The sequence below is a fragment of the Spirillospora sp. NPDC046719 genome, from assembly GCF_040645715.1.
Taxonomy (GTDB): Bacteria; Actinomycetota; Actinomycetes; order Streptosporangiales; family Streptosporangiaceae; genus Spirillospora.
This window is the reverse complement of record NZ_JBEYYT010000006.1, coordinates 40,511-66,119: the sequence shown is the minus strand read 5'-3', so window position 1 is coordinate 66,119 and position 25,609 is coordinate 40,511. Positions and strand designations below refer to the sequence as shown.

Annotated in this window: 22 protein-coding genes; 7 read left to right on the top strand and 15 right to left on the bottom strand. The window is 72.9% G+C overall.

From position 1 onward, the window contains the following. Window positions 1–132: 132 nt before the first annotated feature. Window positions 133–2,586, bottom strand: a complete 2,454-nt coding sequence (locus ABZ914_RS02515; RefSeq protein WP_500191141.1) for a bifunctional acetate--CoA ligase family protein/GNAT family N-acetyltransferase — start codon at window positions 2,584–2,586, stop codon at window positions 133–135. Window positions 2,587–2,749: 163 nt separating this feature from the next. On the opposite strand from ABZ914_RS02515, the gene ABZ914_RS02510 reads away from it, so the two are divergent. Together ABZ914_RS02510 and ABZ914_RS02505 are read left to right on the top strand one after the other, a co-directional pair. Further along, complete coding sequence (locus ABZ914_RS02510; protein WP_433150522.1) at window positions 2,750–3,673, top strand: carbohydrate kinase family protein; 924 nt, start codon at window positions 2,750–2,752, stop codon at window positions 3,671–3,673. A 529-nt stretch (window positions 3,674–4,202) separates the two neighbouring features. Beyond that, window positions 4,203–4,817: a transglutaminase domain-containing protein gene (locus ABZ914_RS02505; RefSeq protein ID WP_500191140.1), complete on the top strand. Its 615-nt coding sequence runs from the start codon at window positions 4,203–4,205 to the stop codon at window positions 4,815–4,817. Window positions 4,818–5,193: 376 nt separating this feature from the next. Here the strand turns inward: ABZ914_RS02505 and ABZ914_RS02500 are convergent, their stop codons facing one another. Continuing rightward, window positions 5,194–6,219 (bottom strand): LysR family transcriptional regulator, encoded by a 1,026-nt coding sequence (locus tag ABZ914_RS02500; protein ID WP_500191138.1) that lies wholly within the window; start codon window positions 6,217–6,219, stop codon window positions 5,194–5,196. A 183-nt stretch (window positions 6,220–6,402) separates the two neighbouring features. Between ABZ914_RS02500 and ABZ914_RS02495 the strand changes: the two genes are divergently transcribed. Beyond that, a complete protein-coding gene (locus tag ABZ914_RS02495) occupies window positions 6,403–6,612 on the top strand; it encodes a hypothetical protein (RefSeq protein ID WP_190857916.1) in 210 nt (69 codons plus the stop codon). An 820-nt stretch (window positions 6,613–7,432) separates the two neighbouring features. Then, the gene (locus ABZ914_RS02490) at window positions 7,433–8,338 is read left to right on the top strand and encodes an NADP-dependent oxidoreductase (RefSeq protein WP_500191136.1); all 906 of its coding nucleotides are present in this window, start codon (window positions 7,433–7,435) and stop codon (window positions 8,336–8,338) included. 25 nt (window positions 8,339–8,363) lie between these two features. Here the strand turns inward: ABZ914_RS02490 and ABZ914_RS02485 are convergent, their stop codons facing one another. Then, the gene (locus tag ABZ914_RS02485) at window positions 8,364–10,457 is read right to left on the bottom strand and encodes a RecQ family ATP-dependent DNA helicase (RefSeq protein ID WP_500191135.1); all 2,094 of its coding nucleotides are present in this window, start codon (window positions 10,455–10,457) and stop codon (window positions 8,364–8,366) included. A 149-nt stretch (window positions 10,458–10,606) separates the two neighbouring features. Here ABZ914_RS02485 and ABZ914_RS02480 point away from each other — a divergent pair, with 149 nt between their 5' ends. From ABZ914_RS02480 to ABZ914_RS02470, 3 genes are read left to right on the top strand one after another with little or no spacing between them, the layout of a single operon-like run. Then, the gene (locus tag ABZ914_RS02480) at window positions 10,607–11,977 is read left to right on the top strand and encodes a threonine/serine exporter family protein (RefSeq protein WP_500191134.1); all 1,371 of its coding nucleotides are present in this window, start codon (window positions 10,607–10,609) and stop codon (window positions 11,975–11,977) included. Between the two features lie 55 nt (window positions 11,978–12,032). Beyond that, complete coding sequence (locus tag ABZ914_RS02475) at window positions 12,033–12,359, top strand: DUF8820 family protein (RefSeq protein ID WP_500191133.1); 327 nt, start codon at window positions 12,033–12,035, stop codon at window positions 12,357–12,359. Window positions 12,360–12,371: 12 nt separating this feature from the next. Then, a complete protein-coding gene (locus ABZ914_RS02470) occupies window positions 12,372–13,523 on the top strand; it encodes a DUF6745 domain-containing protein (protein WP_500191132.1) in 1,152 nt (383 codons plus the stop codon). Between the two features lie 135 nt (window positions 13,524–13,658). On the opposite strand, the gene ABZ914_RS02465 is transcribed toward ABZ914_RS02470, so the two are convergent. The 12 genes from ABZ914_RS02465 to ABZ914_RS02410 all read right to left on the bottom strand — a co-directional run bounded on the left by ABZ914_RS02465 (window position 13,659) and on the right by ABZ914_RS02410 (window position 25,463). Further along, window positions 13,659–14,045, bottom strand: a complete 387-nt coding sequence (locus tag ABZ914_RS02465; RefSeq protein WP_347256753.1) for an ATP-binding protein — start codon at window positions 14,043–14,045, stop codon at window positions 13,659–13,661. Between the two features lie 270 nt (window positions 14,046–14,315). Then, window positions 14,316–15,170: an STM4011 family radical SAM protein gene (locus tag ABZ914_RS02460; protein WP_500191130.1), complete on the bottom strand. Its 855-nt coding sequence runs from the start codon at window positions 15,168–15,170 to the stop codon at window positions 14,316–14,318. Further along, window positions 15,170–16,462, bottom strand: a complete 1,293-nt coding sequence (locus ABZ914_RS02455) for an STM4012 family radical SAM protein (RefSeq protein ID WP_500191128.1) — start codon at window positions 16,460–16,462, stop codon at window positions 15,170–15,172. Before ABZ914_RS02455 ends, ABZ914_RS02460 begins: the two co-directional genes overlap by 1 nt. Further along, the gene (locus tag ABZ914_RS02450) at window positions 16,459–17,259 is read right to left on the bottom strand and encodes an STM4013/SEN3800 family hydrolase (protein ID WP_500191127.1); all 801 of its coding nucleotides are present in this window, start codon (window positions 17,257–17,259) and stop codon (window positions 16,459–16,461) included. Before ABZ914_RS02450 ends, ABZ914_RS02455 begins: the two co-directional genes overlap by 4 nt. Next, on the bottom strand, window positions 17,247–18,332 hold the full coding sequence (locus ABZ914_RS02445; protein ID WP_500191126.1) for an STM4014 family protein: 1,086 nt from the start codon (window positions 18,330–18,332) through the stop codon (window positions 17,247–17,249). Before ABZ914_RS02445 ends, ABZ914_RS02450 begins: the two co-directional genes overlap by 13 nt. Before the next feature lie 22 nt (window positions 18,333–18,354). Continuing rightward, window positions 18,355–19,329, bottom strand: coding sequence for an STM4015 family protein (locus ABZ914_RS02440; protein ID WP_500191124.1), 975 nt, complete (start codon window positions 19,327–19,329; stop codon window positions 18,355–18,357). 113 nt (window positions 19,330–19,442) lie between these two features. Next, window positions 19,443–20,258: a MetQ/NlpA family ABC transporter substrate-binding protein gene (locus tag ABZ914_RS02435; RefSeq protein ID WP_387029750.1), complete on the bottom strand. Its 816-nt coding sequence runs from the start codon at window positions 20,256–20,258 to the stop codon at window positions 19,443–19,445. A gap of 32 nt (window positions 20,259–20,290) precedes the next feature. Beyond that, complete coding sequence (locus ABZ914_RS02430) at window positions 20,291–20,947, bottom strand: methionine ABC transporter permease (RefSeq protein WP_387029747.1); 657 nt, start codon at window positions 20,945–20,947, stop codon at window positions 20,291–20,293. Then, on the bottom strand, window positions 20,944–22,017 hold the full coding sequence (locus ABZ914_RS02425; protein WP_500191123.1) for a methionine ABC transporter ATP-binding protein: 1,074 nt from the start codon (window positions 22,015–22,017) through the stop codon (window positions 20,944–20,946). The genes ABZ914_RS02430 and ABZ914_RS02425 overlap by 4 nt, the downstream gene beginning before the upstream one ends. Before the next feature lie 664 nt (window positions 22,018–22,681). Then, window positions 22,682–23,560, bottom strand: coding sequence for a DUF4097 family beta strand repeat-containing protein (locus tag ABZ914_RS02420; protein ID WP_500191122.1), 879 nt, complete (start codon window positions 23,558–23,560; stop codon window positions 22,682–22,684). Continuing rightward, complete coding sequence (locus tag ABZ914_RS02415) at window positions 23,557–24,204, bottom strand: response regulator (RefSeq protein WP_433150481.1); 648 nt, start codon at window positions 24,202–24,204, stop codon at window positions 23,557–23,559. Before ABZ914_RS02415 ends, ABZ914_RS02420 begins: the two co-directional genes overlap by 4 nt. Further along, window positions 24,192–25,463, bottom strand: a complete 1,272-nt coding sequence (locus ABZ914_RS02410) for a sensor histidine kinase (protein ID WP_500191121.1) — start codon at window positions 25,461–25,463, stop codon at window positions 24,192–24,194. Before ABZ914_RS02410 ends, ABZ914_RS02415 begins: the two co-directional genes overlap by 13 nt. Between the last annotated feature and the right edge of the window lie 146 nt (window positions 25,464–25,609).

Here is a 25,609-nt window from a genome sequence, read left to right as displayed (position 1 = left end):
GCCGACCCCGCCGGGACCCGCACCGCAGCCCACGCCGCCCGCGCCGGACCCCGACCCGGTCCCGCCCGGCCCCGAGCCCGACCCGATCCCGCCGACCCCGGCGCCCAGCCCGCCGCCGCCTCCCGGACGGCCCTAGAACTGCCGCAGGCGCCGAGGGGCCAGCTCCGTGCGCGGCCCCAGCGGGCGCGCCAGGCTGAGAGCGACGCCGCGCACCGCGACACCGGACACGTCCGCCATGACCGGATCCAGTTCGAGCCGCGCCACCTCCGGCAGGTCGTACCCGAGCCGGGAGACCCGCAGCAGCAGCTCCTCCAGGGCCGCGACGTCCACCGGGTCCGCGCCGCGATGGCCGAGCAGCAGCGGCGCCGTCCGGATCGCCCGGATCAGCTCCGCGGCCTCCACGTCGGTGAGGGGCCCCAGGCGGTAGGCGCGGTCGTCGAGGAGGGCGGCGGTCTCGTCGGCGAGGCCGAAGGAGACGACGGCGCCGAACGACGGGTCCTCCATGGTCACGACCCGCGTCGGCACTCCCCCGCCCGCCGCGTCCCCGGAGACCTCGATGCCGTAGCAGCCGAGCAGCTCGGCGGCCTGCTCCGGCGTGGCCCGCACCGGATCGCCCGCCCCCAGCCAGTCCTCGACCAGCGCCCGCGCGCGCCTGCGGTCGATGCCGTCCAGCTCCGGCACGCGGCCCGCCGGCGTCCGCCGCCACTGCGCGTACCGGACCACGTAGGCCAGCGCGCGGACGGCGTCCTCCGGCGCGGCGTAGGACGGCACCGAGCCCTCCGCCGCCGTCCCGTCCGGGCCGGTGATCCGCAGGTCGGCCGGCATGCCCTCCGACCCCAGGTACGTCGCCACGATCGGCTTGCGGCCCTCCGCCGCCAGCCGCAGGATCCTCTCCGGGACGCGCAGGTCGTACCCGCCGATCGTGGGCGGGGTGAACAGCGCCACGATCGCGTCCACGGAATCGTCGGCCAGCGCGCCCGCCAGCGCCGCCTCGTAGTCGTCGGCGTCCGCGCGGGGCCCCAGGTCGACGCGCGGGCGGACCTCCAGGCCCAGCGCCGCCGCCGCGTCCTGCGCCAGCAGCCCCAGCGAGTCGGAGTTGTCGATGATCGCGATCCGGTCGCCCGACGGCAGCGGCTGGTAGGCCAGCAGCTGCGCCACGTCGAACAGCTCCGCCAGGTCCTCCACCCGGATCAGGCCGGCCTGCTGGAACAGCGCGCTCACCGCGTGATCGGGCAGGGACAGCGCGCGCGCCGCGTGCCCGATCGGAACGCCCTGCGTGCTGCGGCCGCTCTTCACCGCCACGATCGGCTTGCGGCGGCCCAGCCGCCGCGCCAGCCGCGCGAACTTGCGCGGATTCCCCAGCGACTCCAGATAGAGCAGCACCGCCTTGGTCGCCGGGTCCTCCTCCCAGTACTGCATCAGGTCGTTGCCGGACACGTCCGCCCGGTTCCCCGCCGACACGAACGTCGACAGCCCGAGGCCGCGCTCCGCCGTCCGCTGCAGGATCGCGATGCCGAGGGCGCCCGACTGGGAGAAGAAGCCCACCGGGCCCCGGCCCGGCATCGTCGGCGCCAGCGTCGCGTTCAGCCGCACCTCAGGGTCCGTGTTGGCGATGCCCAGGCAGTTCGGGCCGACCACCCGCATCCCGTAGGCGCGGGCCAGCCGCACCAGCTCCTCCTGGTCCGCGCGCCCCTCCGGGCCCGTCTCGCCGAACCCCGACGACACGACGACCAGGCCCCGCACGCCCTTCCCCGCGCACTGCTCCACGACCTCGCGGACCGCGTCCGCCCGCACCGCGACCACCGCGAGGTCCACGTCGTCGGGGATGTCCAGGACGGACGCGTAGGCCCGCACCCCCGCCACCGCCGTCGCCGTCGGATGCACCGGATACACCGGGCCCGTGAAGTCCCCGCTCAGCAGGTTCCGCAGGACGGTCTGCCCCACGCTGTGCTCCGCGCGGCTCGCCCCGACCACCGCGACCGACGACGGGAACAGCAGCCGCTGGATCGACCGCGACTCCGCCCGGTGCTCGCGCGCCGCCATCACCTCCACCGACGTCTCCGTCGGCTCCAGGTCCAGGACGAGCTCGATCACGCCCTCCTCGAACCGCTGCTCCGCCCGGTAGCCCGCCTCGCGGAACACCCGCGTCATCCGCCGGTTGTCCGGCAGCACGCTCGCCACGAACCGGCGCACGCCCCGCTCCCGCGCCGCCGCCGCGATGTGCTCCAGCAGCACCGCGCCCAGCCCCCGCCCCTGATGGGCGTCCTCCACCAGGAACGCGACCTCCGCCGTCTCCGGCCGGTCGCTCAGCAGGTCGTACCGGACGACCGCCACCATCTCCTCGCCGATCGTGGCGATCAGCGCGACACGCCGGTCGTAGTCCACTCCCGTGAAGTGCTCGACCTCACGGTCCGTGAGGTACGGGCGCGGCGAGAAGAACCGGTAGTAGATCGTCTCCGGCGACAGCCGCGCGTAGAAGACCCGCAGGAGATCGGCGTCCTCGCTCCGGATGGGCCGCAGATGCGCCGTCCCGCCGTCGCTCAGGACGACGTCGGCCTCCCACTGGTCCGGATAACCCTCGGTCACGTACCGAGCGTAAGGCACGCGGCGCCGGCGGCACGCTGAGGGAAAAACCAGGTTCCCGGGTTTCGCTGCGCGTTCGAGACCTAATCGGGGGCCAAGAGCTGTTACCGTCGTTCCACGCCCTGAAGCCGCTCGCGCGGGCCGTGTTGATCGAGGTGATGACTCCATGACGCGCGTGGTCGTGGTCGGCGATCTCATGACAGACACCGTGGCTCGTGCCGCGTACCCTTTGGCGAAGGGCAGTGACACGCCCGCCGCCGTGACGACCCATGGGGGAGGATCGGGCGCCAACGTCGCGTCCTGGCTCGCCCTGGAGGGGATCGAGGTCGCCTTCGTCGGCCGCCGAGGCTCCGACATCGCGGGCCGCAACCGGGACATGGAGCTGATGGGGTACGGCGTCGACGCCCGCCTCGTCATGGACCAGGAGCGCCCCACGGGCACCTGCGTGGTCATGGTCACCCACAAGGGCGACCGCACCATGCTGTCCGACCCGGGCGCCAACGCGGCCCTCCTCCCCGAGGACATCGAGCGCTGCAAGGACCTGTTCTCGCAGGGCACCCACCTGCACATGTCCGGGTACTCGCTGATCAACGAGGGCTCGCGCAAGGCCGCCATCCACACCCTCGAACTCGCCCGCCAGGCGCAGATGTCGGTGTCGGTCGACGGCGGCTCGTCCTCCCCGCTCAAGCGGATGGGCGCCGAGCCGTTCCTGGAGTGGACGCAGGGCGCCCGCCTCCTGGTGGTCACCGCCAAGGAGGCCGAGATCCTCACCGGCCGCGAGAACCCGGCCGCCGCCGCCAAGGTGCTCACCGCCTGGTACCCGCAGGTCGTCATCAAGGTCGGCGCCGACGGGGCCCTCTGGTACACCAACGGCCGCCCCGAGCCCGTCACCGTCGCCGCCGAACCGGTCGAGAAGGTCGTCGACGGCACCGGCGCCGGCGACGCGTTCATCGCCGGGTTCCTGCCGCCCTGGCTGGACGGCAAGCAGCCCGCCGACGCCCTCACCGCCGGCTGCCGCCTCGCCGCCCAGGCCACCCAGCACCTCGGCGCCCGCCCCTCCCTCGACGTGGTCGACAACCAGATCAAGTAGCAGTGCTCGCCCAGGGGGCGACCCCCTGGAACCCCCGTCACGGCTGGCAGGCTGTTTCCCCGCTCCGCTAGAGCTCCGCGGCGAAGCAGCCTGTCAGTCGTCGGGCATGCCCGCTGCGCTCGCTGGCGCTCGCTCCGCGTGCCCGCCCGTGGCGACGGCTGAGCTCCGCTCTTCCGTACCGTCGCTCAACCGACTCCCCGCTCCAGGGACCCCAGCCCAGCCGACTCGTGCAGCCGAACGAGGCGGAGGTGCGCATCTGCGGCGCCTCCCGCACGCCCGGGTGACCGTCGGCCGCACTTGAACGCGTTCAATTCACCTGGGAGACTGGGCTTCGAGCGTTGTGGGAGGGGCCGGTCATGGTGAGTTCGCTACTGACGCCGTGCGGGCGGGCTCGGCAGGCCGTGGCCGACGGCCCTGATGCCTGCGGAGGAACGACACCGACACGGATCCTCGATTGGGGACATCCACGGGTCCTGTCTGTCGCACGGAGTATCGGCATGGCGGTCCTGGAAGGGGACCCGCAGCGAAGGTGAGGGCCCTCCGCCAGGCGCACCGGTGGATCTCCGCAGAGATTCGCCCTGTGTACTCGGTGGAGGAGACGCGACCGGTATCGCGGGTCCTGCGGCTCGGCCGCGGCTCCTGCAGCCAGCGGATGGCCGTACTGGAGGCGGTCGCGCGGGCGTGGGACATTCCCTCCCGGGTGCGCGGCCTGGTCGTGGACGGCACATTCTGGTATCCGCGCTTCCCCCGGCTGCGTCGGCTCGTTCCGGACCAAGTGGTGCTGGCCTGGCCGGAGTTCCGCATCGACGGGCCGTCGGGGGCCGATCGCACCGCCGCCACCTGGCTGCCGGTGTCCGAACTCTTCGGCGGTGTCGGTGAGCCGCGTGGACCGGTCGGCGGCGGCTTCACGAACGCAGGTCCGGAGACGCTCTTCGAGGCGCTGTCCAGGACGAGCGTCGACTGGGACGGGGCCACGGCCTGCCCCGCGTCGGGCGGTTCGTGTGACCTCTCGGCCTACCTGCTCACCGACCTTGGGCGCTTCGACTCCCGAGACGAGCTTTTCGCCCAGTACGGTCAGACCCTGTGCGGCCCGGCGAGACTCCTGACCGAACCCGTCTTGGGCCGGCGAGCCGCCGGACTCTAGCGCCAGGCCGGCGAAGAGGACCCCCGAGGTGCCGGGTCGGCGGTAAGGGCAGATCTGCCACTCCAGCGAAGTCCCTTCTCGCGGATGCGCGCTCCCGGAGTCGGGCCTCGATCAGTTTGTCCCAGCACACGCGGGTTGACGTGAAGCACGACTCGACCAGGAAACAGCCTGCCAGTCGTCGGGCAGACCCGCTCCGCACGCTGCACTCGCTTCGCGCATCTGCCCGCGGCGATGGCTGAGCCTCGGTCTTCCGTGCCGCCGCTCAACCGGGTTCCCGGACCTGTGCCCGTCGGCTCGCCGCTTCCCATCTCGGCCGGCGCTGCGGATCCATGCTCAACGGCTGCTCGGACCTCCGCCCGACCGGCTGCCAGGCGGGTCAGGCCAGAGGGGTGTAGGTGCGGACGTCCTCGTGGACGGCGGCCCAGAGGCGGTTCAGCGGGTGGCCGGCGTCGTAGCGCTCCAGGTCGGCCCGGCGGACGAAGGCGCCGGTCATCAACTCGGCCTTCGGCTCCAGGTCGTCGTGCAGCCCGATGGCGCGCAGCGGGACGGCGTCCGGGTCGTCGCGGCCCGCCATCCCGCGCCCGATCGAGCCGGTGACGATCATGCAGCCGCGGACGAAGCCGGAGCGCAGCAGCGACAGCCCGTAGTGCACGTCGTCGATGTCCGCGACGATGTTCAGCCGGTCCCGGAACGCGGGGCCGTACCAGGTGGCCAGCAGGTCGGCGACCAGGCCGGCCGGCGGCAGCACCAGCGGCACGCCGCCGAGCCGGCTGGTGCGGACCGGCCCGTCGGGCAGTTCGCTCTCCGGCAGGTTGGTGAGCAGCAGCGCCTGCCCGCGCGCGTACTCGATGACCTCGTACTCCTTGAGCCGCTGGTCGCCCTCCGGCGTGCTGACGATGCTGCCGCACACCAGGTCGACCTGCTTGGTCTCCAGCCGGGACCACAGGTCCTTGGTGCGGACGTGCGCGACCTTGAACTCGACCTCGCGCTGGCGGAACTCCTCCGACACCCGAGCCCAGGCGCGCGACACGATCGGCAGCGTGAACTCGGTGGTGCCGACCGTGAGCATCCGGCCGAGGCGGCGCCGGCTCCAGTGGATCGACTCCAGCCAGTTCTCGATCGTCGTCCGCGCCAGCTCCACCGTCGTCTCGCCGGTCGGGGTGAACAGGAAGTCCTTCCCGCGCCCCTGCCGGACGGTCAGCACCTCCCCGCACAGCGCCTGGCTGTTGCGGTTCAGCGTGTCGAGCTGCTTCTGGACGCTGGACTGCTCCCGCCCGAGCACCCGGGCGGCGCGCAGCGCGGACCCCGTCTCGTGCACCACCAGCAGCGTGCGGAGCTGGTCGAACGTGGCGTCCAGCAGGCCGGGCGGGCAGTCGAGGAGCGCGTCGAGGGTCGATGACACGGGGAGGGACACTACTACCTGCCTTCTTCGTCCCGCCGAAATGGCCGTCCGTTCACCTGAGCGGGAAATGATGACATTTCCCGCTGAACTTATCTCAAGATGTTCTTTCAAACAGCTGGACAGGGTTTTCTAACCTCTAGAACACTTTCTCCCGTCGCCACCCGTACCCGAGGAAGCAGATCCGTGACGCCGACCGCCCCCGCGCCCTCCGTCCCGTCGACCGACGGCGGACCGCCGGAGAAGATCGCCGTCCCGGTGCTGCCCTCGTCCGTTCCGCAGCAGCCGGGCGACCGGCTCGTCTACTCGGGCGTGCGGAACGAGCCCGCCGGGCGGCACAGCCCCCGGCCTCGGCTTTCGGGCGGCGGCCCCGGAGGCCTCGGGGTCCGCCCCTAGAGGCCGCATCGACCCCGGTTCGCCGCGGCTCTTCTCCGCCGCGGCGCCCGGACCGGTCACCGGTCCGTGCGCGGGGCCGCGCGCACGGGCCGGTCCACCATCACCGCCCGCGCCTACAGGGGCGCGCGGGCGGCGTCCTCAAGGTCACGGCCGGGCCGCTCCCCGCCCTACCGCGGGCCCGGCCGACCAAGAGAATCCCGGCTCACCACCCCGAACACGTACTCCTTGAGCAGGCGCCGCCCTCCTGGCTCAGCAGTCCCTCGCAAACCAGACCCCGGCAAGCGAGCACGGCCAAGAACCCCTCCCGCAGCTTCCTCCCCCGCGCCCGGAGTGGCCCCCGTCGAGCACGTCCATCAAGGGTCCTGTCGATAGCGGGCGCCCGTGCCGCGCCTCCCCGCCGCCCGTCAAGGATCGCAGCGCGCGTCGAGGGAGCGTCAACGGCGGGACGCCCGCAACGCCACCCACCCCATGCGCCCGAGGCACGCGCCCGTGCCACACGCCGCGCCGTGCCATGCGCCGCGCCGTGCCATGCGCCGCGCTGCGCTCCGCGCCGCGCCGTGCATCCGGGGCAGGCGCCGTGCGCCCGTGGCGGCGCCCGTGCCGTGCCCGTGGTGGGGCGACCCATGGCGGGCGTCCATGGCGGGCATGGAGTGTTGGCGTCGAAGGTGGGCCTTGAGGGTGGGCTTGCGTTTCGTTGGCGGGTTAGGTGGGACGTTCGGGGGTGCGGGGGAACAGAGCGCGCGTTGTTCGGCTTTGCCACCTACGCCGGCGGTGAGCGCCCGGACCGGGCGCCCGCATACGACCGAAGGAGAGAGCCACCATGCGTGCTGTCATATTCGCCGAGTACGGTGACCCATCCGTTTTGGAAGTGGTGGAGACCGAGCGGCCCGAGCCCGGGCGCGGGCAGGTGCGGGTGGCCGTCCGCGCCGCCGGAGTGAACCCGATCGACGTCAAGCTGCGTTCGGGGTCCATGTCGGGCGGCAAGCCGCTCGCGGCGCCCCGGCGCCCGGGCTTCGAGGTCTCCGGTGTCGTGGACGCCGTGGGAGACGGGGTCGAGGACGCGGCGGTGGGCGACGCCGTGGCGGGGTGGCCCGTGGGCGGCGGCTATGCCGAGTACGCGCTGCTGTCCGTTTACGCGGCGAAGCCGGACGCCTTGACCTGGGAGCAGGCGGGCGCGCTGCCCGTGGCGGGCGAGGCGGCGGTGCGCTCGCTGCGCGCGCTCAAGACCGGCCGGGGGGAGACCCTGTTGATCAACGGTGCGTCCGGGGCCGTGGGCGCCCTCGCGACGCAGATGGCCGTGGCCGACGGCCTCACCGTCATCGGCACGGCGGGCGCGGCGAACCTGGACCGGGTGCGGGCGCTGGGGGCGACCGCCACCACGTACGGCCCCGGCCTGGCCGACCGCGTCCGCGAGCTGGCACCGCAGGGAGTGGACGCGGTGCTGGACGCGGCGGGGCACGGGGCGCTTCCGGACGCGATCGCCTTGCGCGGCGGCGTGGACCGCGTGGTGACGATCGCCGACCCCGCCGCCTTCGACCTGGGCGTGCCGTTCCTGTCCGGCGGCCCGGAGGACCAGACGGCGGAGGTACTGCGTCCGCTGCTGGAGGCGGCGGCGCAGGGCCGGATCACCCCGCCCGCGACCCGCGGCATGGCGCTCGACCAGGCCGCGCAGGCGCACGAGCAGGTGGAGAAGGGCGGAGCGGGGAAGATCGTTCTGATCCCCTGAGACCGCCGGTTCCCGGGCGGGCGGGTCAGTTGGGGGTGGCCAGGGTGAGCGGGAGGATCGCCTGGGCGCCCGCCTCTCTCAGCAGGCGGGTGGCGACGGTCATGGTCCATCCGGTCTCGATCCGGTCGTCGATCAGGAGCACGGGCCCGGCCGCCTCCTTCACGGCGACGGCGACGGGCTCGGGCAGCGCCAGCGAGTCCCAGACCGAGCGGAGGCGCTGGGCGCTGTTGTGCCGGCGCGGGACGGGCTCGCCCACGGGGACCAGTTCGCCGAGGAAGGGCAGGCGGCCGATCTCCGCGATGCGCCGGCCGAAGGTGCCGACGAGGCGGGGCCGGGAGCGCGAGCCGATCGTGACGACGCCGGTGGGGCGGGCGGACCAGTCCCACGCGGCCAGGACCTTGACGACGGCGTCGACCATGTCGGCGGGAACGTCGGTGTCGCCGCCGGCGAACAGCTCGCGGAGCCGGTTGCCCCAGCCGATATCGGTGAGGCGGCCGAGGGCGCGCCCCGTCTCCGCCTGCAGCTCCGGTCGGATGCGGCCGGAGACGCCGAGGTCGTCCTTGACGCCGGTGGGCCACATGCGGCGAGGGGCGACGTCGACGCCGGGGCGGTGCAGGCGGTCGCGGGCGCGGGTGGTCCCCTCGTCGGTGACGTCGGCGGGCCAGTGCTCGCCGGTGCAGTTGTCGCAGCGCCCGCAGGGCGCCGCGGCGGGGTCGTCCAGCTGGCGGCGGAGGAACTCCTCCCGGCAGGCCCCCGTCGCGATGTAGTCGAGCATCGCCTGCTGCTCGCGGCGGCGTTCCGCCGTGACGCGCTCGTAGCGTTCGCGGTCATAGGTCCACGGGAGTCCGCTGGACGTCCAGCCGCCCTTGACGCGGCGGACCGCGCCGTCGACGTCGAGGACCTTCAGCATCATCTCCAGGCGGTTGCGGCTCAGGTCGACCTGCGGTTCCAGGGCGCCGGTCGACAGGGGGCGGTCGGCGGCGTCCAGGACGTCGAGGGTGGTGCGGACCACGGGTTCCGGCGGGAACGCGAGGCTGGCGAAGTAGGCCCAGATCTCGCGGTCCTCGCGACCGGGCAGCAGGATCACCTCGGCGCGGTCGACGCCGCGCCCGGCGCGCCCGATCTGCTGGTAGTAGGCGACCGGGGACTGCGGGGCGCCGACGTGCACGATGAAGCCGAGGTCCGGCTTGTCGAACCCCATCCCGAGGGCGCTGGTGGCGACGAGGGCCTTCAGCCGGTTGCCCTGGAGGTCCTGTTCGGCTTGGAGCCGCTCGGCCGGCTCGGTCTGGCCGGTGTAGACGGCGACCTCGTGGCCGCGGTCGCGGAGGTAGCCGGTGATCTCGTGGGCGGCGGCGATGGTGAGGGTGTAGATGATCCCCGAGCCCGGCAGCGACGCCAGGTGCTCGCCGAGCCAGGCGATGCGCTGCTCGGCGGTGGGCACGGAGACGACCGCGAGGCGGAGCGAGTCGCGCTCCAGCGGTCCCCGCAGGACGAGGGCGTCGTCGCCGGCGAGCTGCTCGGCGACGTCCTGGGTGACGCGGGCGTTCGCGGTGGCGGTGGTGGCGAGGACGGGGATGCCCGGCGGGAGCTCGGCGAGCAGGGTGCGCAGCCGGCGGTAGTCGGGACGGAAGTCGTGCCCCCAGTCGGAGATGCAGTGCGCCTCGTCGACCACGACGAGCCCGGCGCCGGCGGCGAGCCGCGGCAGGACCAGGTCGCGGAAGTCGGGGTTGTTGAGCCGTTCGGGGCTGACCAGCAGGACGTCGACCTCGCCGGCCTCGACCTCGGCGAAGATCCGCTGCCAGTCCTCGGTGTTGGCGGAGTTGATCGTGCGGGCGTGGATGCCGGCCCGGTCTGCGGCCTCGATCTGGTTGCGCATCAGCGCCAGCAGCGGTGAAACGATCACGGTGGGGCCGGCGCCGCGCTCGCGCAGCAGCCGCGTCGCCACGAAGTAGACGGCGGACTTGCCCCATCCGGTGCGCTGCACGACGAGGGCGCGGCGCCGGTCGACGACGAGGGTGCGGATGGCCGTCCACTGGTCGTCGCGGAGCCTGGCGTGCTCGCCGGCGAGGGCGCGCAGGCACCGCTCGGCGTCGTCGCGGAGTCCGTCGGGAGTGCTCATGCCCCCTTTGGTACCAGCGGCGGGCGAGCACTCGCACCAGAACCCGGTTCTGTGGATAACCCTGCGCCGACCCGGCGGTGACGGTCGGTGGCGCCATGGGTAGCCTGCGTGGAAGATCGGTTTCATGGCGGAAGGGACACCAGCGGGGGATGGGAGCGGCGGAACGCTTGCGGCGGACGTGGCATGTCCTGTGGGACGGGTCGCCGCCAGAGGCCCCCGAGGACGAGCCGAGCGAGGTCGTCGACCCGCGCGCGGTGGACCTCGTCCTCCGCGTCGGCGAACTCCTCCTGGCCAGCGGCGAGACCACCGAGCGCGTGAACGAGGCGATGCTGGGCCTCGCGGTCGCCTACGAACTCCCCCGCTGCGAGGTCCAGGTGACGCTCACCAGCATCCTGGTGTCGGCCCACCCCGGCAGGGGCGCGCCGCCGGTGACGGGATCGCGGGCCATCCGGCGCCGTACGCCCGCCTACTGGCGCCTCACCAAATTGCACGCCCTCGTCCAGGAGGCGTCCATCGGGATGCTGGAGCTCGACGAGGCCCACAAGCAGCTCGCGGAGATGAAGCGGGGGCGCGGCCCGTACCCGCCGTGGCTCATCGTGGCGTCGCTGGGTCTGATCGCCGCCTCGGCCAGTGTGCTGTCGGGCGGCGGCCCCCTGGTCGCGGGGACGGCGTTCGTCGCCACCCTGCTGGGCGACCGGACGGCCGCCGCGCTCGCCCGCCGCGGCATCGCGGAGTTCTTCCAGCTGACGGTGGCCGCCGCCATCGGCGCCGCGGCCGCGGCCATCGTCGTGGCTGCGGGCAATCCGCAGCACGCCTCGACGATCGTCACGGGCGCGATCCTCGCCCTGCTGCCCGGGCGGCCCCTGGTGGCCAGCATCCAGGACGGCATCACCGGCGACCTCGTCAGCGCCGCCGCGCGCGGGCTGGAGGTCTTCTTCATGATCGCGGCCATCGTCGCGGGCCTCGGCGCGGTGGTGTACATCGCGGTGAACCTGAACGTGCCGATCGACGTGAGCCACCTGCCAACGGCCCCGGTGACGCTGAAACCCGTCCAGCTGATGGCGGCCGCCGCCGTCTCGGTGACGTTCGCGGTGTCGCTGGCGGCGCCGCGCGACGTGCTGTTGGCGTCCGCCCTCGGCGGCGCGCTGATCTGGACGATCTACGTGCTGCTCAGAGGATGGAACGTTCCGCCCGTGCTGGCCTCGGCGATGGCGGCGATCGTCGTCGGCGTGCTGGCGAACTGGCTGGCCCGGCGCCACGGCGCGCCCGTGATGCCGTTCGTGGTGCCGGCGATCGGTCCCCTGCTGCCGGGAACGGCGCTCTACCGCGGCATGGTCGAACTGAACACCGGCTCCCCGCAGTCCGGGGTACTGAGCCTCATCGGCGCCCTGTCCGTGGCCCTCGCGCTCGGCGCCGGCGTCAACCTCGGTGGCGAGTTCGTGCGCGCGTTCCAGCGCGTCGGGCTCACCGCGGGGGGACGCTGGGCGCGTCCTGCGGCCCGCCGGACGCGGGGCTTCTGACAGCCCGCTCTCCACGGCCCCCGAAACTGTCGGTGGCGGACGTTACCTTCGCGGCATGTACCGACAGGGAGACATCCTGATCCTGCCCGTGCCGGAGGCGGAGGTCCCGCAGTCCGTGCGGGAACTGCCGCCGTCCCCGAGGGACGGCCGGGGGCGCATGGTGCTGGCGCTGGGCGAGGCCACCGGCCACGCGCACGCGCTCACGGCGCCGGGTTCGCTGCTGCGGGTCCCCGATCCGCTCGCGCCCGACCACCTGCACCTGCCGTCCGGCGGCCGGCTCGTGCACGAGGAGCACGCGGCGATAACCCTGCCCAAGGGCTGGTACAAGGTGGTCCGGCAGCGCGAGTACGTGCCGGGCGCCGTCCGGGTCGTGGCGGACTGAGGGGCGGCGTAGATGGTCACCGAGATGCTGCGCGAGCCGCACTACGTGGTCGGCGACTGGCAGGCGGACGCCTTCCGCACCGATCCCGCCGACCGGGCGCGGGCGGAGGCCGGAGTGGCCGCCGCCTACGCGGCCGCGGGCCTGGCCGCTCCCGAGCGGTTCGTGTGGGTGCCCTCCCCCGCGCGCGGGGCCGTCGCGGCCGCCGTGCTGGGCGGGCATGAGGCGGCGCTGCGCAAGGCCGGGCTGGACGACCTGCTCGACCGGGCCCGTGCCGACCTCGGCGAAGGCGCGGCGGGGGCGAGCGTCCTAGCGGACGTGCGGACCCGCCCGTGGGAGGCCGAACGGACGGCGGCCTGCTCCGAACAGGGGCCGGAGCAGTGGCCGCGGACGTGGGCCGAGACCGGCGGCCTGCTCTGGAACCAGGTCCATTCGCTGGTCACACGGGTGCGCAGCGCCGTCGGCGAGCAGGCGCAGGGCCGGTCGGCCAGGGCGGGCGGCCTGATGCCGACGCCGGAGGAGAACGCGGCCGAGAGCATCCTGCGCGCCGCGACGCTCGACGCCGTCTTGGGCCAGCACGACGCGCCGTGGCTGGCGCTGTTCGAATCGGTGGGCCGATTGGACGGGGCTTTGGCGGGCCTGGCGGAGGCGGCCCGCTCATCCGGCTGGTGGTGGCCCTACGAGCGGCTGGTCATCATGTCGGAGCGCCCTTGCGAACTGCACCGCGACGAACCGGGGCGGCTGCACCGCGGAGACGGACCGGCCCTCGCCTACCCCGACGGGTTCTCGCTGCACGCCTGGCGCGGCATGCCGATCCCGCCGGATTTCGTGGCCTCCCTCACCGGCCTCACGGCCGACCGCATCTCCGCCGAGGAGAACGCGGAGCTGCGCCGGGTGATGCTGGAGATCTTCGGCTACGACCGGTACCTGGCGGAGACGGGCGCGCGTCCCCTGCACCAGGACGAGACCGGCGTGCTGTGGTCCATCGACCTGCCCGGGGACGAGCCCGTCGTCATGGTCGAGGTGGTCAACTCCACGCCCGAACCGGACGGCACGCACCGCACCTACTACCTGCGGGTCCCGCCGTCCACGCGCACCGCGCGCGCGGGGGTGGCGTGGACGTTCGGCGTCGACGAGGCCGACTACCGCCCGCAGAAGCAGACCTGACCTCTGGACGGCCTCCGGCGGGCCCGCGCCGTCCGTCCTCGTGGCGGGAGCCCCTTGGTAGCACTTCCCCAGTCACCAAGGGGCGCCCGCCCGCTCCCGTCCTCCCGTTCCCGCCCGCCCGTTCCCGTCAAGCGATCAGGTCGTCGCGGCCTGCGCCCAGGTCACCTTGCCCTCGCCGGTCGGCCGCCAGCCCCAGGAGCGGGACAGGGCGCCGACGAGGAAGAGCCCGCGGCCGCTTTCGGCCTGCAGGTCGTGCGGGGGCTCGACGGGTCCCTCGGGGTTGTCGTCCCACACCTCCACCATGGCCGTCTTGTCGTCCGGCAGGTAGAGCACGAGGGTGACGGTGCTGGCGTGACGGATCGCGTTGGTGACGAGTTCGCTGGTGATCAGTTCGACGTCGCCCGTGGTGTCCGGGCGGTCCCAGCCCTCCAGCGCGGCGCGGACGACGTCGCGCGCCGCGCGCACCGACGTGTCCGCCGGCTTCAACGCGAGGAGGAAGTGGGGGCGTTCGAAATAGTCCACGGCATCGCCTAACGGTCGCCTGCTATCGCCAGCATGCGCCCTCCACGGCGGTCGTGCACGGGAACCGCTCCCTATGTCATGACCGTCCGCGCGGCTCGACCACCGCTTGAGTCGTTCACTGTTCGCAGTCATTCAGCTCCGTTTGGTGACCATGCGGGACCATCCACAGAGTGGCGGCACGGACGGAGAATTGCAAGGCGTCCGCGAACGCCCGTCCCGTCCGCGATCGGACGGCGCCCTGGCAGGTCGCAGAGGTGGGTCACCTCGCGGCTACATCTCGCCGAGCAGGGCGGGGATGCGTTCGAGGACGCCGCCGGCGAAGGTGTCGTAGAGGCCGAGCGGCTTGAGGTGGACATAACCGATGTGACAGTCGCACGTGTCCATCGGGCAAGGGCGGGGTGCGAGGGCGTCGCGGAACGAGCCGTCGTACAGGTTGCCCAGGACGGCCGGGACGAAGTGGCAGCGGCGGACCGTCCCTTCGCCGTCGACCGACACGACGGTCTCGCCCGTGCGGCAGGCGAGACCGCGGCTGGCGTGGGGGTGCCGGCTGACCGGGAACAGCGGATCGATCGCCGTCCAGGCGGCGGCCTCCTCGTCGCTGTAGCTGCGCCCTTCGGCGGCGTTGACCCACAGGTAGGTGTCGGCCGGTAGTTCTCTGCGGAGGCGGCGCGCCGCGTCCAGGTGGCTCGGCTCGCCGACGATCCCGACGCTGTGGCGGACGCCGCGTTCGGTCAGCTCGCGGCACTTCCCCAGGAAGCGGTCGTAGGTGACCTGGCCGGGGTGGTACGTCGCCCACAGGGCGAGCTTGGACCGGTCCGCTTCGGACGTCCACGACACGCGGTGGCTGAGGTTCGTCTGGATCGCGACCCGCTCGACGTGCGGAAGGTGGCTCAGCTCCGTCAGCGCCCGCCGGTACCAGGACCTGACGAGCCCCTCCCCCCACGGCGTGAAGAGGACCGACACGGGGTGCTCCTGCGCGGCCACCCAATCGGTGAAGCGTTCGAGGGCAGCACGGTCCGCACGCAGTTGTTCCTGTGTGTCGCGCCGTTTGGCGAACGGGCAGTAGGGGCAGTCGTAATCGCAGCTCGCGAGCGGGCCCCGGTAGAGGATCGTGAGGTGCTGCATCAGCGCGCCTGGTAGGAGGCCATCAGTTCCCTGACGGGCCACGAGAAGAGCGCTGGTCCGATCGCGTCGGAATGGGCGAGCCCTTCGGGCGTGAGTCTCAGGACCGCCTCCGTGGTCTCCAGCCAGCCGAGGTCGTCGAACGGCGCCAGTTCCGTGGCGAAGTCGGCGCACGGGTCGGTGCCGAAGCGGGCCTTGTAGGAGCCCCGGTCGAGCCCGTCGGCCTGAAGGAGCGATTGGAGGAGATGGCGGCGGCGCCGCTCCCCCTCGTCCAGTTCGAACCCGACGCGTGCGGTGGTGAAGTCGTCCTCGCGCACGTAGCCGTCGATGATGGAACGGACGTGCCGCTGCTCGACCGCGTACTCGAACGAGTAATGCAGGTTGCTCGTGTACGAGCGCGCTCCCGAGCCCAAGCCAACCATCCCGTCGGTCTGGCAGCAGTATTCGGTGCCGCCGGTCGCGCCGTTCGGCAGCCGGAACATGCGCATCGAGACCTGCTCATAGCCTTCGCTCAGGAGATGGTCGCGGCCGAGCCGGTAAAGGGCGAGGCGCTCGTCGTCCCAGTCCTGCGCGCGGCGCCCCAGTCCGGTGAGGGGGCGCACATAGAGCGGATAAAGGTAGAGCTCCTCCGGACGCCATTCCAGTGCGGCGTTCAAGGAGTGGAGCCACGTGGCGGGCGTCTGTCCGTCGATGCCGTAGATGAGGTCGATGTTGAGCGTCGGGAAGCCCACGGCGCGGATCCGGTCGAGAGCCGCCTCCACCTCCGCGCGCTTCTGCGGGCGGACGGCGGCGCGGGCCTCCTCGTCGATGAAGCTCTGCACCCCGATGGACACCCGGCTGGTGCCGCGTTCGGCGAGGACGGTCAGCCGGTCGGTGGTCGCGGTCGCCGGGGACGTCTCCACGCCGAGCGGGATCTCGCCGAATCCGGGGAACCTGCCGGCGATGCCGCAGAGCCGTTCCAGTTCCGCCGCGGTGAAGTAGGTGGGCGTGCCGCCGCCGAAGGCCGCGGTGGCGAACGACGCACCGTCGCCCAGCGCTTCCAGTACGGCGGTCGCCTGCCGGTCGAGCGCGTCCAGGTAGGCGCCGGTCAGCTCTTCGGGAGCGCCCGTCCGCGTGAAGAGGTTGCAGAAGCCGCACCGCATCTCGCAGAACGGCACATGCATGTAGAGAAAGAGCGCGTCCAGCCGTTCCTTCGCCCACACCTCTCGCAATGCGGGTTGCGGCGTCAGCGGGCGGTAGGCGGTCTTGTGCGGGTAGGCGTAGACGTACGCCTGGTACGGCCCGGTGGTGGTCACGATAGAACGAACTCCCCGTACGGAACGGTCCACACGACTTCGTGGCCGATGCGGTGACCGGTGTGGCCGTCCTCTCCGTACGCCGTTCCGTGGTCGGAGCAGACGATGACGAAGCACGGACGGCGCATCAGGTCGAACAAGCGCCCTATATGAGCGTCGACATGGCGGAGGGCGGCGGCGTGACTGGCGCGAGTGTCCCCGTGCGCGCGCGTACCGCCGTCCAGGTAGAACCAGTTGGGCTGGTGCAGGGACGCGACGTTCAGGAGCAGGAACAGGCGACGGTCCGCGGGCAGCCGCGCCATGACGTCGGCTATCCGGTCGAGCTGGTTGGGAAGCGCGGCCGGGTCCGTCACTCCGAATCCGGGTTCCCAATGGCTCTCGGCGAAAAGCGACGGCAGAACGGAGCCGAGCGGTGTGCGCTTGTTGAAGAAGCCGACACCGCCGACGCACACCGTGTGGTAGCCGGCGGACGCGAGCCCGGTGGGCAGGTCGGCGGCGTCGAACGTCCATGTTCCGGCGCCGGTCGTCTCGCTGCCCGGGAACGCCCCCGCGAACAGCCGCGGGTGGGGGCCGGGGGACGCGGGCGTGGGCAGGAACCCGGCCAGCATCGCGGTGTGGGCGGCGTAGGTGAAACTGCCCGGCGTATGGCGGCGCTCCCAGCGGCCGCCGGGAAGCAACGAGGCCAGGGTGGGCGTCTCTCCGGCGGCCGCCAGTTCGGCGGCCACGTCGTAGCGCAGCGTGTCGAGCGTCACCAGCAGCACGTCGTGGCTGCCGATGACCTCGTTCATGTCGTACATGCGGGGGCGATCTCCGGCAAAGCGGCTCTGACCTGGGCAGTGTAGGTGTCCAGCCCCTCGGCCGGGCCTCCGGCCAGGCCCGTGAGCCCGGGGAGCAGATCGCCGAACGCGTTGACCTCGCACACGGCGAAGCGCCTCATGCCCTGGAGCACGAGCAGGTCCACTCCCACCATCGGGCTTCGCGGAAAACAGGCGGCCGCCCGCGCGCACACGTCGAGCGCCCGGCGCCATCCGTCCGGCCCGAGCGCGCGCCGGACCGCCGCCACATCGCCCCTCGTACCGCCGAGATGAAGGTTGGTCATAGGGCTGCGGCTGGTCCGTGCGACGACGTGCGTAGGCGTGCCGCCTATGACGACCACCCTCAGATCGAACACGCGCCCGCCCAGCGACGCCTTGGGCAGCCACCGCTCGACATGCAGGCCGTCGGGCGCCAGCGCGTCAACGAGCGCCGCGACATCCCTCTCCGTCTCGTACGCGCGCACCCGCAACGAGTTGAACAGGCCCGTCCCGTTCATGGCGGTCGAGGTGACGGCCCTGACGCGGCCGCCCGGCGCAGTCTGCAAGGCGACCACTCCGGAAGCCGACGAACCGTGCGCCGCCTTGACGAAGACCCTCCGCTCCCCGAGTCCGTCCATGTGCGCGCGCAGTTCCTCGTAGGAGCCCACGGGTGGGAGCGCCTGCGGAACCGGTACGCCGTCCGCCGCCATGCGCGCGTGCGACTGCCGCTTGTCGAACATGACCGCGATCTCCTCGACGTCGCCGAGAAGCCGTGCGCCCGCGCGCGCGGCGGCGTCCCGGATACGGTCGAGCGCGGCAACGAACGTCGAGTACCAGCGCGCGCCCCCGCCCACACGGGACGGGTCGCCGGGACCGCGCAGGAGCGCGTCCGCCGCCGGGTCCTCCCCTGGGGAGTCGATGCGCAGCACGTCGCCCGGAGCGAGGACGACGTCGGCGCCGCGCAGCACGTCCGTCCAGGCGATGAGCCGAGGCTCGGGCAGGCCGCAGGAGCGGCACGCCTGCGCGAAGAGCGCGGGACGCCGGTCGCCCGGCGTCCCGACCACGACGAACCTCATCGGCCCACCGCTGGGCGAACGCTCACTCCGACACCGCGATGTAGCGCCAGTCGCCGTCCGGCTTCTCCTGCTCGCTCAGGTCGACCTCGACCCCGGGGAACGCGGCCTTGACCCGCTCGACCATTGCGTCGGACAGGAAGTGGTGGTGCAGGTCCAGCTTGCGCAGGTGGGTGAGGGGCTGCCCCGACAGCAGCGCCTCCGCGCCCTGGTCGGTGAGGATGCCCATCGCCAGGCTGAGGGACTCCAGCCGCGCCACGATGGGCGCGCCCGCGACCGCCGCCGCGATCTCGTCCTGAATCTGGCTGTCCTCCAGGCCGAGGTGGCGCAGCGCCGGCAGCCGCTCGCCGGACAGCAGCGGGGCCAGGTCCGCGACGGTCGCGTCACCGCCGTAGTTGTCCTCCCCCAGCCACAGGTCGAGGTGCTCCAGGTTCGGCAGCTCGCTCGCCGCCACGGCCTGGACGACCCGCGCCGGAAGGCCGCCCGACTCGAACCGCAGCACGCGCAGACGCGTGCTCTTGATCGGGGACAGGGTGAGGCCCTGCGCACCGCGGATCTCGAAGCGCTCCAGCTCCGGGAACGCCGCGAGCAGCGGCGAGATGTCGCCGTGCTCGATCCAGGAGATCTCCGACTCCTCCCCGGTGATGTCGCCGAAGAAGAGCGACCTCAGCTTCGGGAAGGCCGCGGCGTTCTCGGTGAGCAGCGCCACCGGGTCGGACTTGCTCTCGTCGTAGGACGCGCCCCAGTAGCCGACGATGAGGGCCGTCACCTCGGTGGTGTCGACCGTCTCCAGGAACCGCGCGAACGTGTCGGAGAACGGCTCCTCGTCGAACATCGTCCCGACGTACCAGGCGGCCTCACCGGCGGGCGGGAGACCCTCGTCGGTCTCCTCCCCGCCGGTCGCGCCGTCCTCATCGTCCTCGTCCTCCACCCCCGTCTCGCAGTCGAAGGTGGCCACCGGAAGGCCGTCGTACTCCTCTAGATGCTGATAAACGCCCATGGGTCCCTTTCGGAAGTTCGTCGGCCCCATGTCCTATCAGGACCGACGGACAAACCGCGGCGATTTCGGCGCACCGCCGCGCCCCGGGCGCTCCGGAGCCGCCCAGGAGCCGCTCAGGAGGCCATCAGCACCGAGCCCTTGTACTTGTCCTGCACGTACTTGCGCACCTCGGGACCGCGCAGCAGCTGGACGAGCTTCTTCACGCGCGGGTCGTTCGCGTTCTCCGGCAGCGTGACGATGCCGTTGGCGTAGGGGTTGCCCTCCGGCTTCTCCGCGGCGAGCGCGTCCTTGACCGGCGACAGGTTCGCCTCCAGCGCGTAGTTGCCGTTGATGACCGCGGCGTCCACGTCGTCGAGCGAGCGCGGCAGCTGCGCGGCCTTCAGCGGCTTGAACTTCAGGTGCTTGGGGTTGCTCGCGATGTCCTTCTCCGTGGCGCTCGTGGGCGCGCCCGGCTTCAGCGTCAGCAGGCCGTTGTCGGCGAGCAGCTTCAGCGAGCGACCCTCGTTCGCCGGGTCGTTCGGCACCGCCACGGTCGCGTTCTGCGGGATCGCCTGCAGGCTCTTCACCTTGCTGGAGTACACGCCGAGCGGCTCCAGGTGCACGGGCGCGACGAACGTCAGCTTGGTCCCGGCCTTCTTCTCGTACTCCTCCATGAAGGGCACGTGCTGGAAGTAGTTGGCGGTGACCTGCTTCTCCTTCAGCGCGGTGTTGGGCTGCTGGTAGTCGTCGAAGGTCACGATGTCCAGCTTGAGCCCGGCCTTGGCCGCCAGGTTGTCCTTGACGTACTTCAGGATGTCGCCGTGCGGGACGGGGTTGACCGCGACCTTCAGCGGGGCGTCCGGATCGTCGGACGCGCCCGAGGAGCCGCAGGCCGCCAGGCCAGCGACCAGGCCGACGGAGGCGAGCGCGATGGTGAGCTTGCGAAGCACGAGGAGTGCCTTTCTGTGCGGTGAGAGCGGTGTCACTTGTGGGAGAGGCGGCGGGCGACGAGGTCCCCCACGGCCTGGATGATCAGGACGAGCACGACGAGCAGCAGCACGGTCGCGACCATGACCTTTGTCTCGAAGCGCTCGTAGCCGTAGGTGACGGCGAGGTTGCCGAGCCCGCCGCCGCCGACCGTGCCGGCCATGGCGGTGTAGCCGATCAGCGCGATCACGGTGACGGTCAGCCCGGACACCAGGCCGGGCCGGGCCTCGCGCAGCAGCACCTTGCCGACGATCTCGCGGCGGGTCGCGCCCATGGCGTCCGCCGCGGCGATCACGCCCGGGTCGACCTCGCGCAGCGCGATCTCGACGAGCCGGGCGTAGAACGGGATGGCGCCGACGGTCAGCGGGACGATCGCGGCGGCGTTGCCGATGCTGGTGCCGACGACGATCCGGGTGAACGGGATGATCGCCACCATCAGGATCAGGAACGGCAGCGACCGGCCGATGTTCACGACCACGCCGAGGACCCTGTTGACCGGCGGGGCGGGCAGCAGCCCGCCGCGCTCGGTGACCACCAGCAGCACGCCGAACAGCAGCCCGAGCACCGCGGTGAACAGCGTCGCGACCCCGGTCATGTAGAGGGTCTCCCGGGTGGCCGGCCACAGCAGCGGCATGACCTCGTCCCAGCTCATCGGGCGTCCTCCTCGGCGGGCGCGGTGGTCGGGGTGGTGGTCGGGGCGGCGGGCGCGCCGGTGGGCGGTGCCGGGGCGGCGGTGGTGCGGGTCCGCACCTCGACGGCGAGGCCGGACTCGCGCAGGAACGCGAGCTGCGCGGCGTTCGCCGACGGGTCGCCCGGCAGCTCGAGCTGGAGCCGCCCGACCCGCTCGCCGCCGACCGTCTCGACGGCGCCGCCGAGGATGTTGACGTCCAGCGCGTACTTGCGGGCCAGCGCCGACACGAACGGCTGGTCGGTCGCCCCGCCCACGAAGGTGACCTCGACGAGCGTCGTGCCGTCGCGGGGTTCGGCGGGCGGCAGCGGGAACAGCCCGCGCGCCAGCTCGGACCCGGGACGCGCCAGCAGCTCGGTCACCGGCCCGGACTCGGTGAACCGGCCGTCGCGCATGACCGCGGCCGAGTCGCAGATGCGCTTGACGACGTCCATCTCGTGCGTGATCAGCAGGACGGTGAGGCCGAGGCGGCGGTTCAGGTCGCGCAGCAGCTCCAGGATCGACGCGGTGGTCTCCGGGTCGAGCGCGGAGGTCGCCTCGTCGGACAGCAGCACCTTCGGGCGCCCGGCGAGCGCCCGCGCGATGCCGACGCGCTGCTTCTGGCCGCCGGAGATCTGCGCCGGGTACGCCTTCGCGTGCCCGGTGAGGCCGACCAGGTCGAGCAGCTCGGCGACCCGCTCGGCGCGCTCGCGCCGCGGGACGCCCATGACCTCCAGCGGGAACGCGACGTTGCCGGCCACCGTGCGGCTGCCGAGCAGGCCGAAGTGCTGGTGGATCATGCCGATGCCCTGCCGGGCGCGGCGCAGCTCGGCGCCCCGCAGCGCGAGCAGGTCGCGCCCGCCGATCATGACGCGGCCCTCGTCCGGGCGGTCCAGCAGGTTGACGCAGCGCAGCAGGGTGCTCTTGCCGGCGCCGCTCGGGCCCAGGACGCCGAAGACCTCGCCCTCGCGGACGGTCAGGTCGACGCCGTCGACGGCGGTCACCTCGCGCCCGCGGGCGCGGTGGACCTTCCTGAGTTTTTCGATCTGGATCACAGAGAATCATCCGTGCGGACGGGCGCCGCCCTGGTCGGGGCGGTGCGGGGGTGGACGGGGCAGCTCCGGTGCGTGTCCGATCAGGTGCCGCGGCGTCCGGTCGTGCGGGAGCCGGGCCCGGCGGGCCCGGGAGGCCGGCGCCGGCGGTTATCCACAGAACACGGTTCCACTTCCGCGTCCGGGACGGCCGCCCGACGATGTCCTCAGCGGGTCCGGCCGTGGTGGCCGGGACCGCTGAGGCGGCCTCGCGCTCGATCGGGCGCGCGGCCGGTCAGGTCCGACCGGGGGGATACGGGGCGTGGCTCAGCAGGTGGCGTTGGAAGTTCATGTGCGGCTCGGGTCTCGGAGTTCGCTCGCTTCGGGGCGCGAGGCTCAGGCGGGGGCCCTCAGCGGTCACACATTCGCCGGCAGCACGTACGCCGCATGGCCCGCTGCGTCAGCGGGCCGCGCTCACGGCGGGGGCGTACGAGGCTCATGTCAGCAGTCAACCAACCAACGACAAATGACGCAAATCGCGCCACGGCCGCGAACGCGCCGGTCAGCCGCCCGCAACCCGTTCACGGACCGCCGGAGAGCCGGACGCGACAGGCCGCCGCCGGGCACCCGGCCGACGCCCGCCGGGCGCCCGGAGCGGCGCTCACCCTGCACCGTCGCGGGAACCGGGTCAGTCGTCGTAGTAGTCGAGATACGACGAGCCCGAGCCGCTCCGGACCGAGATCGACCGGTCCGACCGGTCGTCGACGAGCGCCCGGTTGAGATGCGTATCACCCGAGCCGGTCCAGCCCTGGACCCGGTAGTGCGAGCCCGCAGGCACGATGATCTTCACCGAGCCCGCGTGGGCCGAGACGTCCACGGTCCGCGGCGGCTCGGCGTAGCGCAGGTCGAGCTCCCCGGCGCCCACCACCGCCTCCGTGTCGGCCGAGGCCAGCCGGGTGCCGCGGATCGTCCCCGAGCCGGCCCGCGCCCGCAGCGCGCCGTGCGAGCCGACCACGCTGATCTCCCCCGACCCGGTGCGCAGGTCCAGGTCGCCGTCCACGCCGCGCACGGTGATCTCCCCCGAGCCCGACGCCGCCGAGACGCGCACGCCGGCCGGAACCTGCACGTCGATGTCGGCGCCGCATTCCCAGCCACCGTAGAGGCTGGCCGCGCCGGGGCACCGCACGGCGATGGACAGCACGTCGCCATGGAGCGACTCCGTCACGACCGGCTTCCGCAGCACCCACTTCAGCCGCTTGAAGACGCGCGCCCGGCCGGCCGCGCCCGTCCCGATCGACACCTCGGCACTGCCGGCCTCGACGCGGAGTTCCTTGATCGCGTGATGGTACGGGGTGACGTACTCCGCGGTCCGCCGCATCGCCCGTCCGCCCATCGCCAGGCAGATGGGAACGACCACGACGGCGGCGGTGGCGGCCGCGAGGAAGATCCACACGCCGCGGCGCCGCGGCCGGTCCCCTGCGGCGGCCGGCGAGCCGGTGCCCGAACCGGCGTGAGGCGGGCCGGCGTCAGGCGCGGCGGCGCCGGTCCCGGTCCCGGTGGCGGTCATGTCTCCCCGTCCAGGAAGCGCAGCACGGCCAGCACGCGGCGGTGGTCGCCCTCGGCGTGCGGGAGGTCGAGCTTGGCGAAGATGTTGTTGATGTGCTTGGCGACGGCGCTCTCGCTCACCACGAGGGCGGCGGCGATCCCCGCGTTCGAACGCCCCTCCGCCATCAGCGCCAGGACCTCCTTCTCGCGCGGGGTCAGCCGGTCGAGGGGGTCGCGATGACGGCGCAGGAGCAACTGCGAGACGACCTCCGGGTCCAGCGCGGTGCCGCCGGCGGCCACCCGGCGCAGCGCGTCCAGGAACACCGACACGTCCGCGACCCGGTCCTTCAGCAGGTACCCGACGCCGCTGGTGTTCGTCGACAGCAGGTCCGCCGCGTACCGCTCCTCGACGTACTGCGACAGCAGCAGGACGGCGACCTCCGGCGCCTCCCGCCGCATCACCAGCGCGGCGCGCACGCCCTCGTCGGTGAAGCCCGGCGGCATCCGCACGTCGACGATCGCCGCGTCCGGGCGGTGCTCGCGCACGGCCGCCAGCAGGCCCTCCGCCTCGCCGACCGCCGCCGCCACCTCGAACCCCGAGGTCTCCAGCAGCTTGATCAGCCCGGCCCGCAGCAGGACCGAGTCCTCGGCGATCACAATGCGCACGGCAACTCCACGGTGACGGTCGTCGGCCCCCCGGCGGGGCTGGTGATCCGGAAGGTACCGTCCACCGAGCTGACCCGCCGCCCGAGCCCGGTCAGACCCGTCCCCCGGGCCGGGTCCGCGCCGCCCACGCCGTCGTCGGCGACGGTCACGCGCAGTCGCTCGCCCTCCCGGATCACCGCGACGTCCACCGCGGTCGCCTTGGCGTGCTTGACGACGTTGGTGAGCGCCTCCGAGACGACGAAGTACGCGACCGCCTCGACGGTCGACGAGGCGCGCGGCTCCACCTGGACGCGCAGCCGGACCTCCAGCGGCACCCGGGCCGCGACGCCGGACAGCGCGGCGTCCAGGCCCCGGTCCTCCAGCACCGCCGGATGCAGCCCGCGGATCAGGTTGCGCAGCTCGGTCAGCGCCTCCTTGGCCTCCTCGTGCGCCTCGACGATCACCTGCATGGCGTCGTCGGGCACGCCGGTGAGGGTCTCGCGGGCCAGCCCGAGGTTCAGCGCGAGCGAGACGAGCCGCTGCTGCGCGCCATCGTGCAGGTCGCGCTCGATGCGGCGGCGTTCCAGGTCGGCGGCGTCCACGACGCTCGCGCGCTTCTCGGCCAGGTCCTCGACCCGCCGCTCCAGCTCGGCGGCCCGGTCGGGCCCGAGCAGCGCGGCCGCCGCGCGCGCGTCCAGGCGCCGGACCCCGGCGGCGACCCACGGCGCCGCGACCAGCAGCAGCACGCCGACGACCGACAGGATCCCGACGCGGACGGCGTGCGCCTTGTCCACCGAGCTCAGCGGGCTCGTGCCGGGCAGCGCCCAGGTGTACGCGCCGGCGGACGCGAGGATCGCCCCGCCGGTCCACGCCGCGATCGTCGCCAGCCCCCCGAACGCCAGGATCGGCCCGACGAGCAGGTGGTACCGCAGCACCCGCCACACCTCGGGCCTGCGGAGCCCGCGCAGCACCTCCCACGCGCGGCCCTCGTCGAAGCCCGGCATGGGCGGGATGTGCAGCCCCAGCATCGCCCAGCAGCGTTCCCGCTGCCAGCGCGTCAGCGGCCGCAGCGCCAGCAGCGTCAGCGCGCACGACCCGGCCAGCACCAGGAGGACCGGTGTCAGGGCCACCGGCGCCCAGAACGGCCAGACCGAGCAGAGGACGGCCCAGCCGGCGAACTGCAGCGGCACCCCCGAGGCGACGAACGTGGTGTCGCGCCACGCCGCCGGCGACCACGGAGCGTGCGCGAGGGCACGCCGGGCCGGAGAGATGGATGCCATGGACGCAACCGTATTGCCCCAGTTGGGGCGCCGCCATGAAGCGAACATCCGAGACAAAGGTGAACCTGGTACCACCCCCGGTCGGATATGCGCGCTACTGATCGTGAGCCGGTTCGCGGCCAGGCTTGATCGTGCACCCGGTCAGC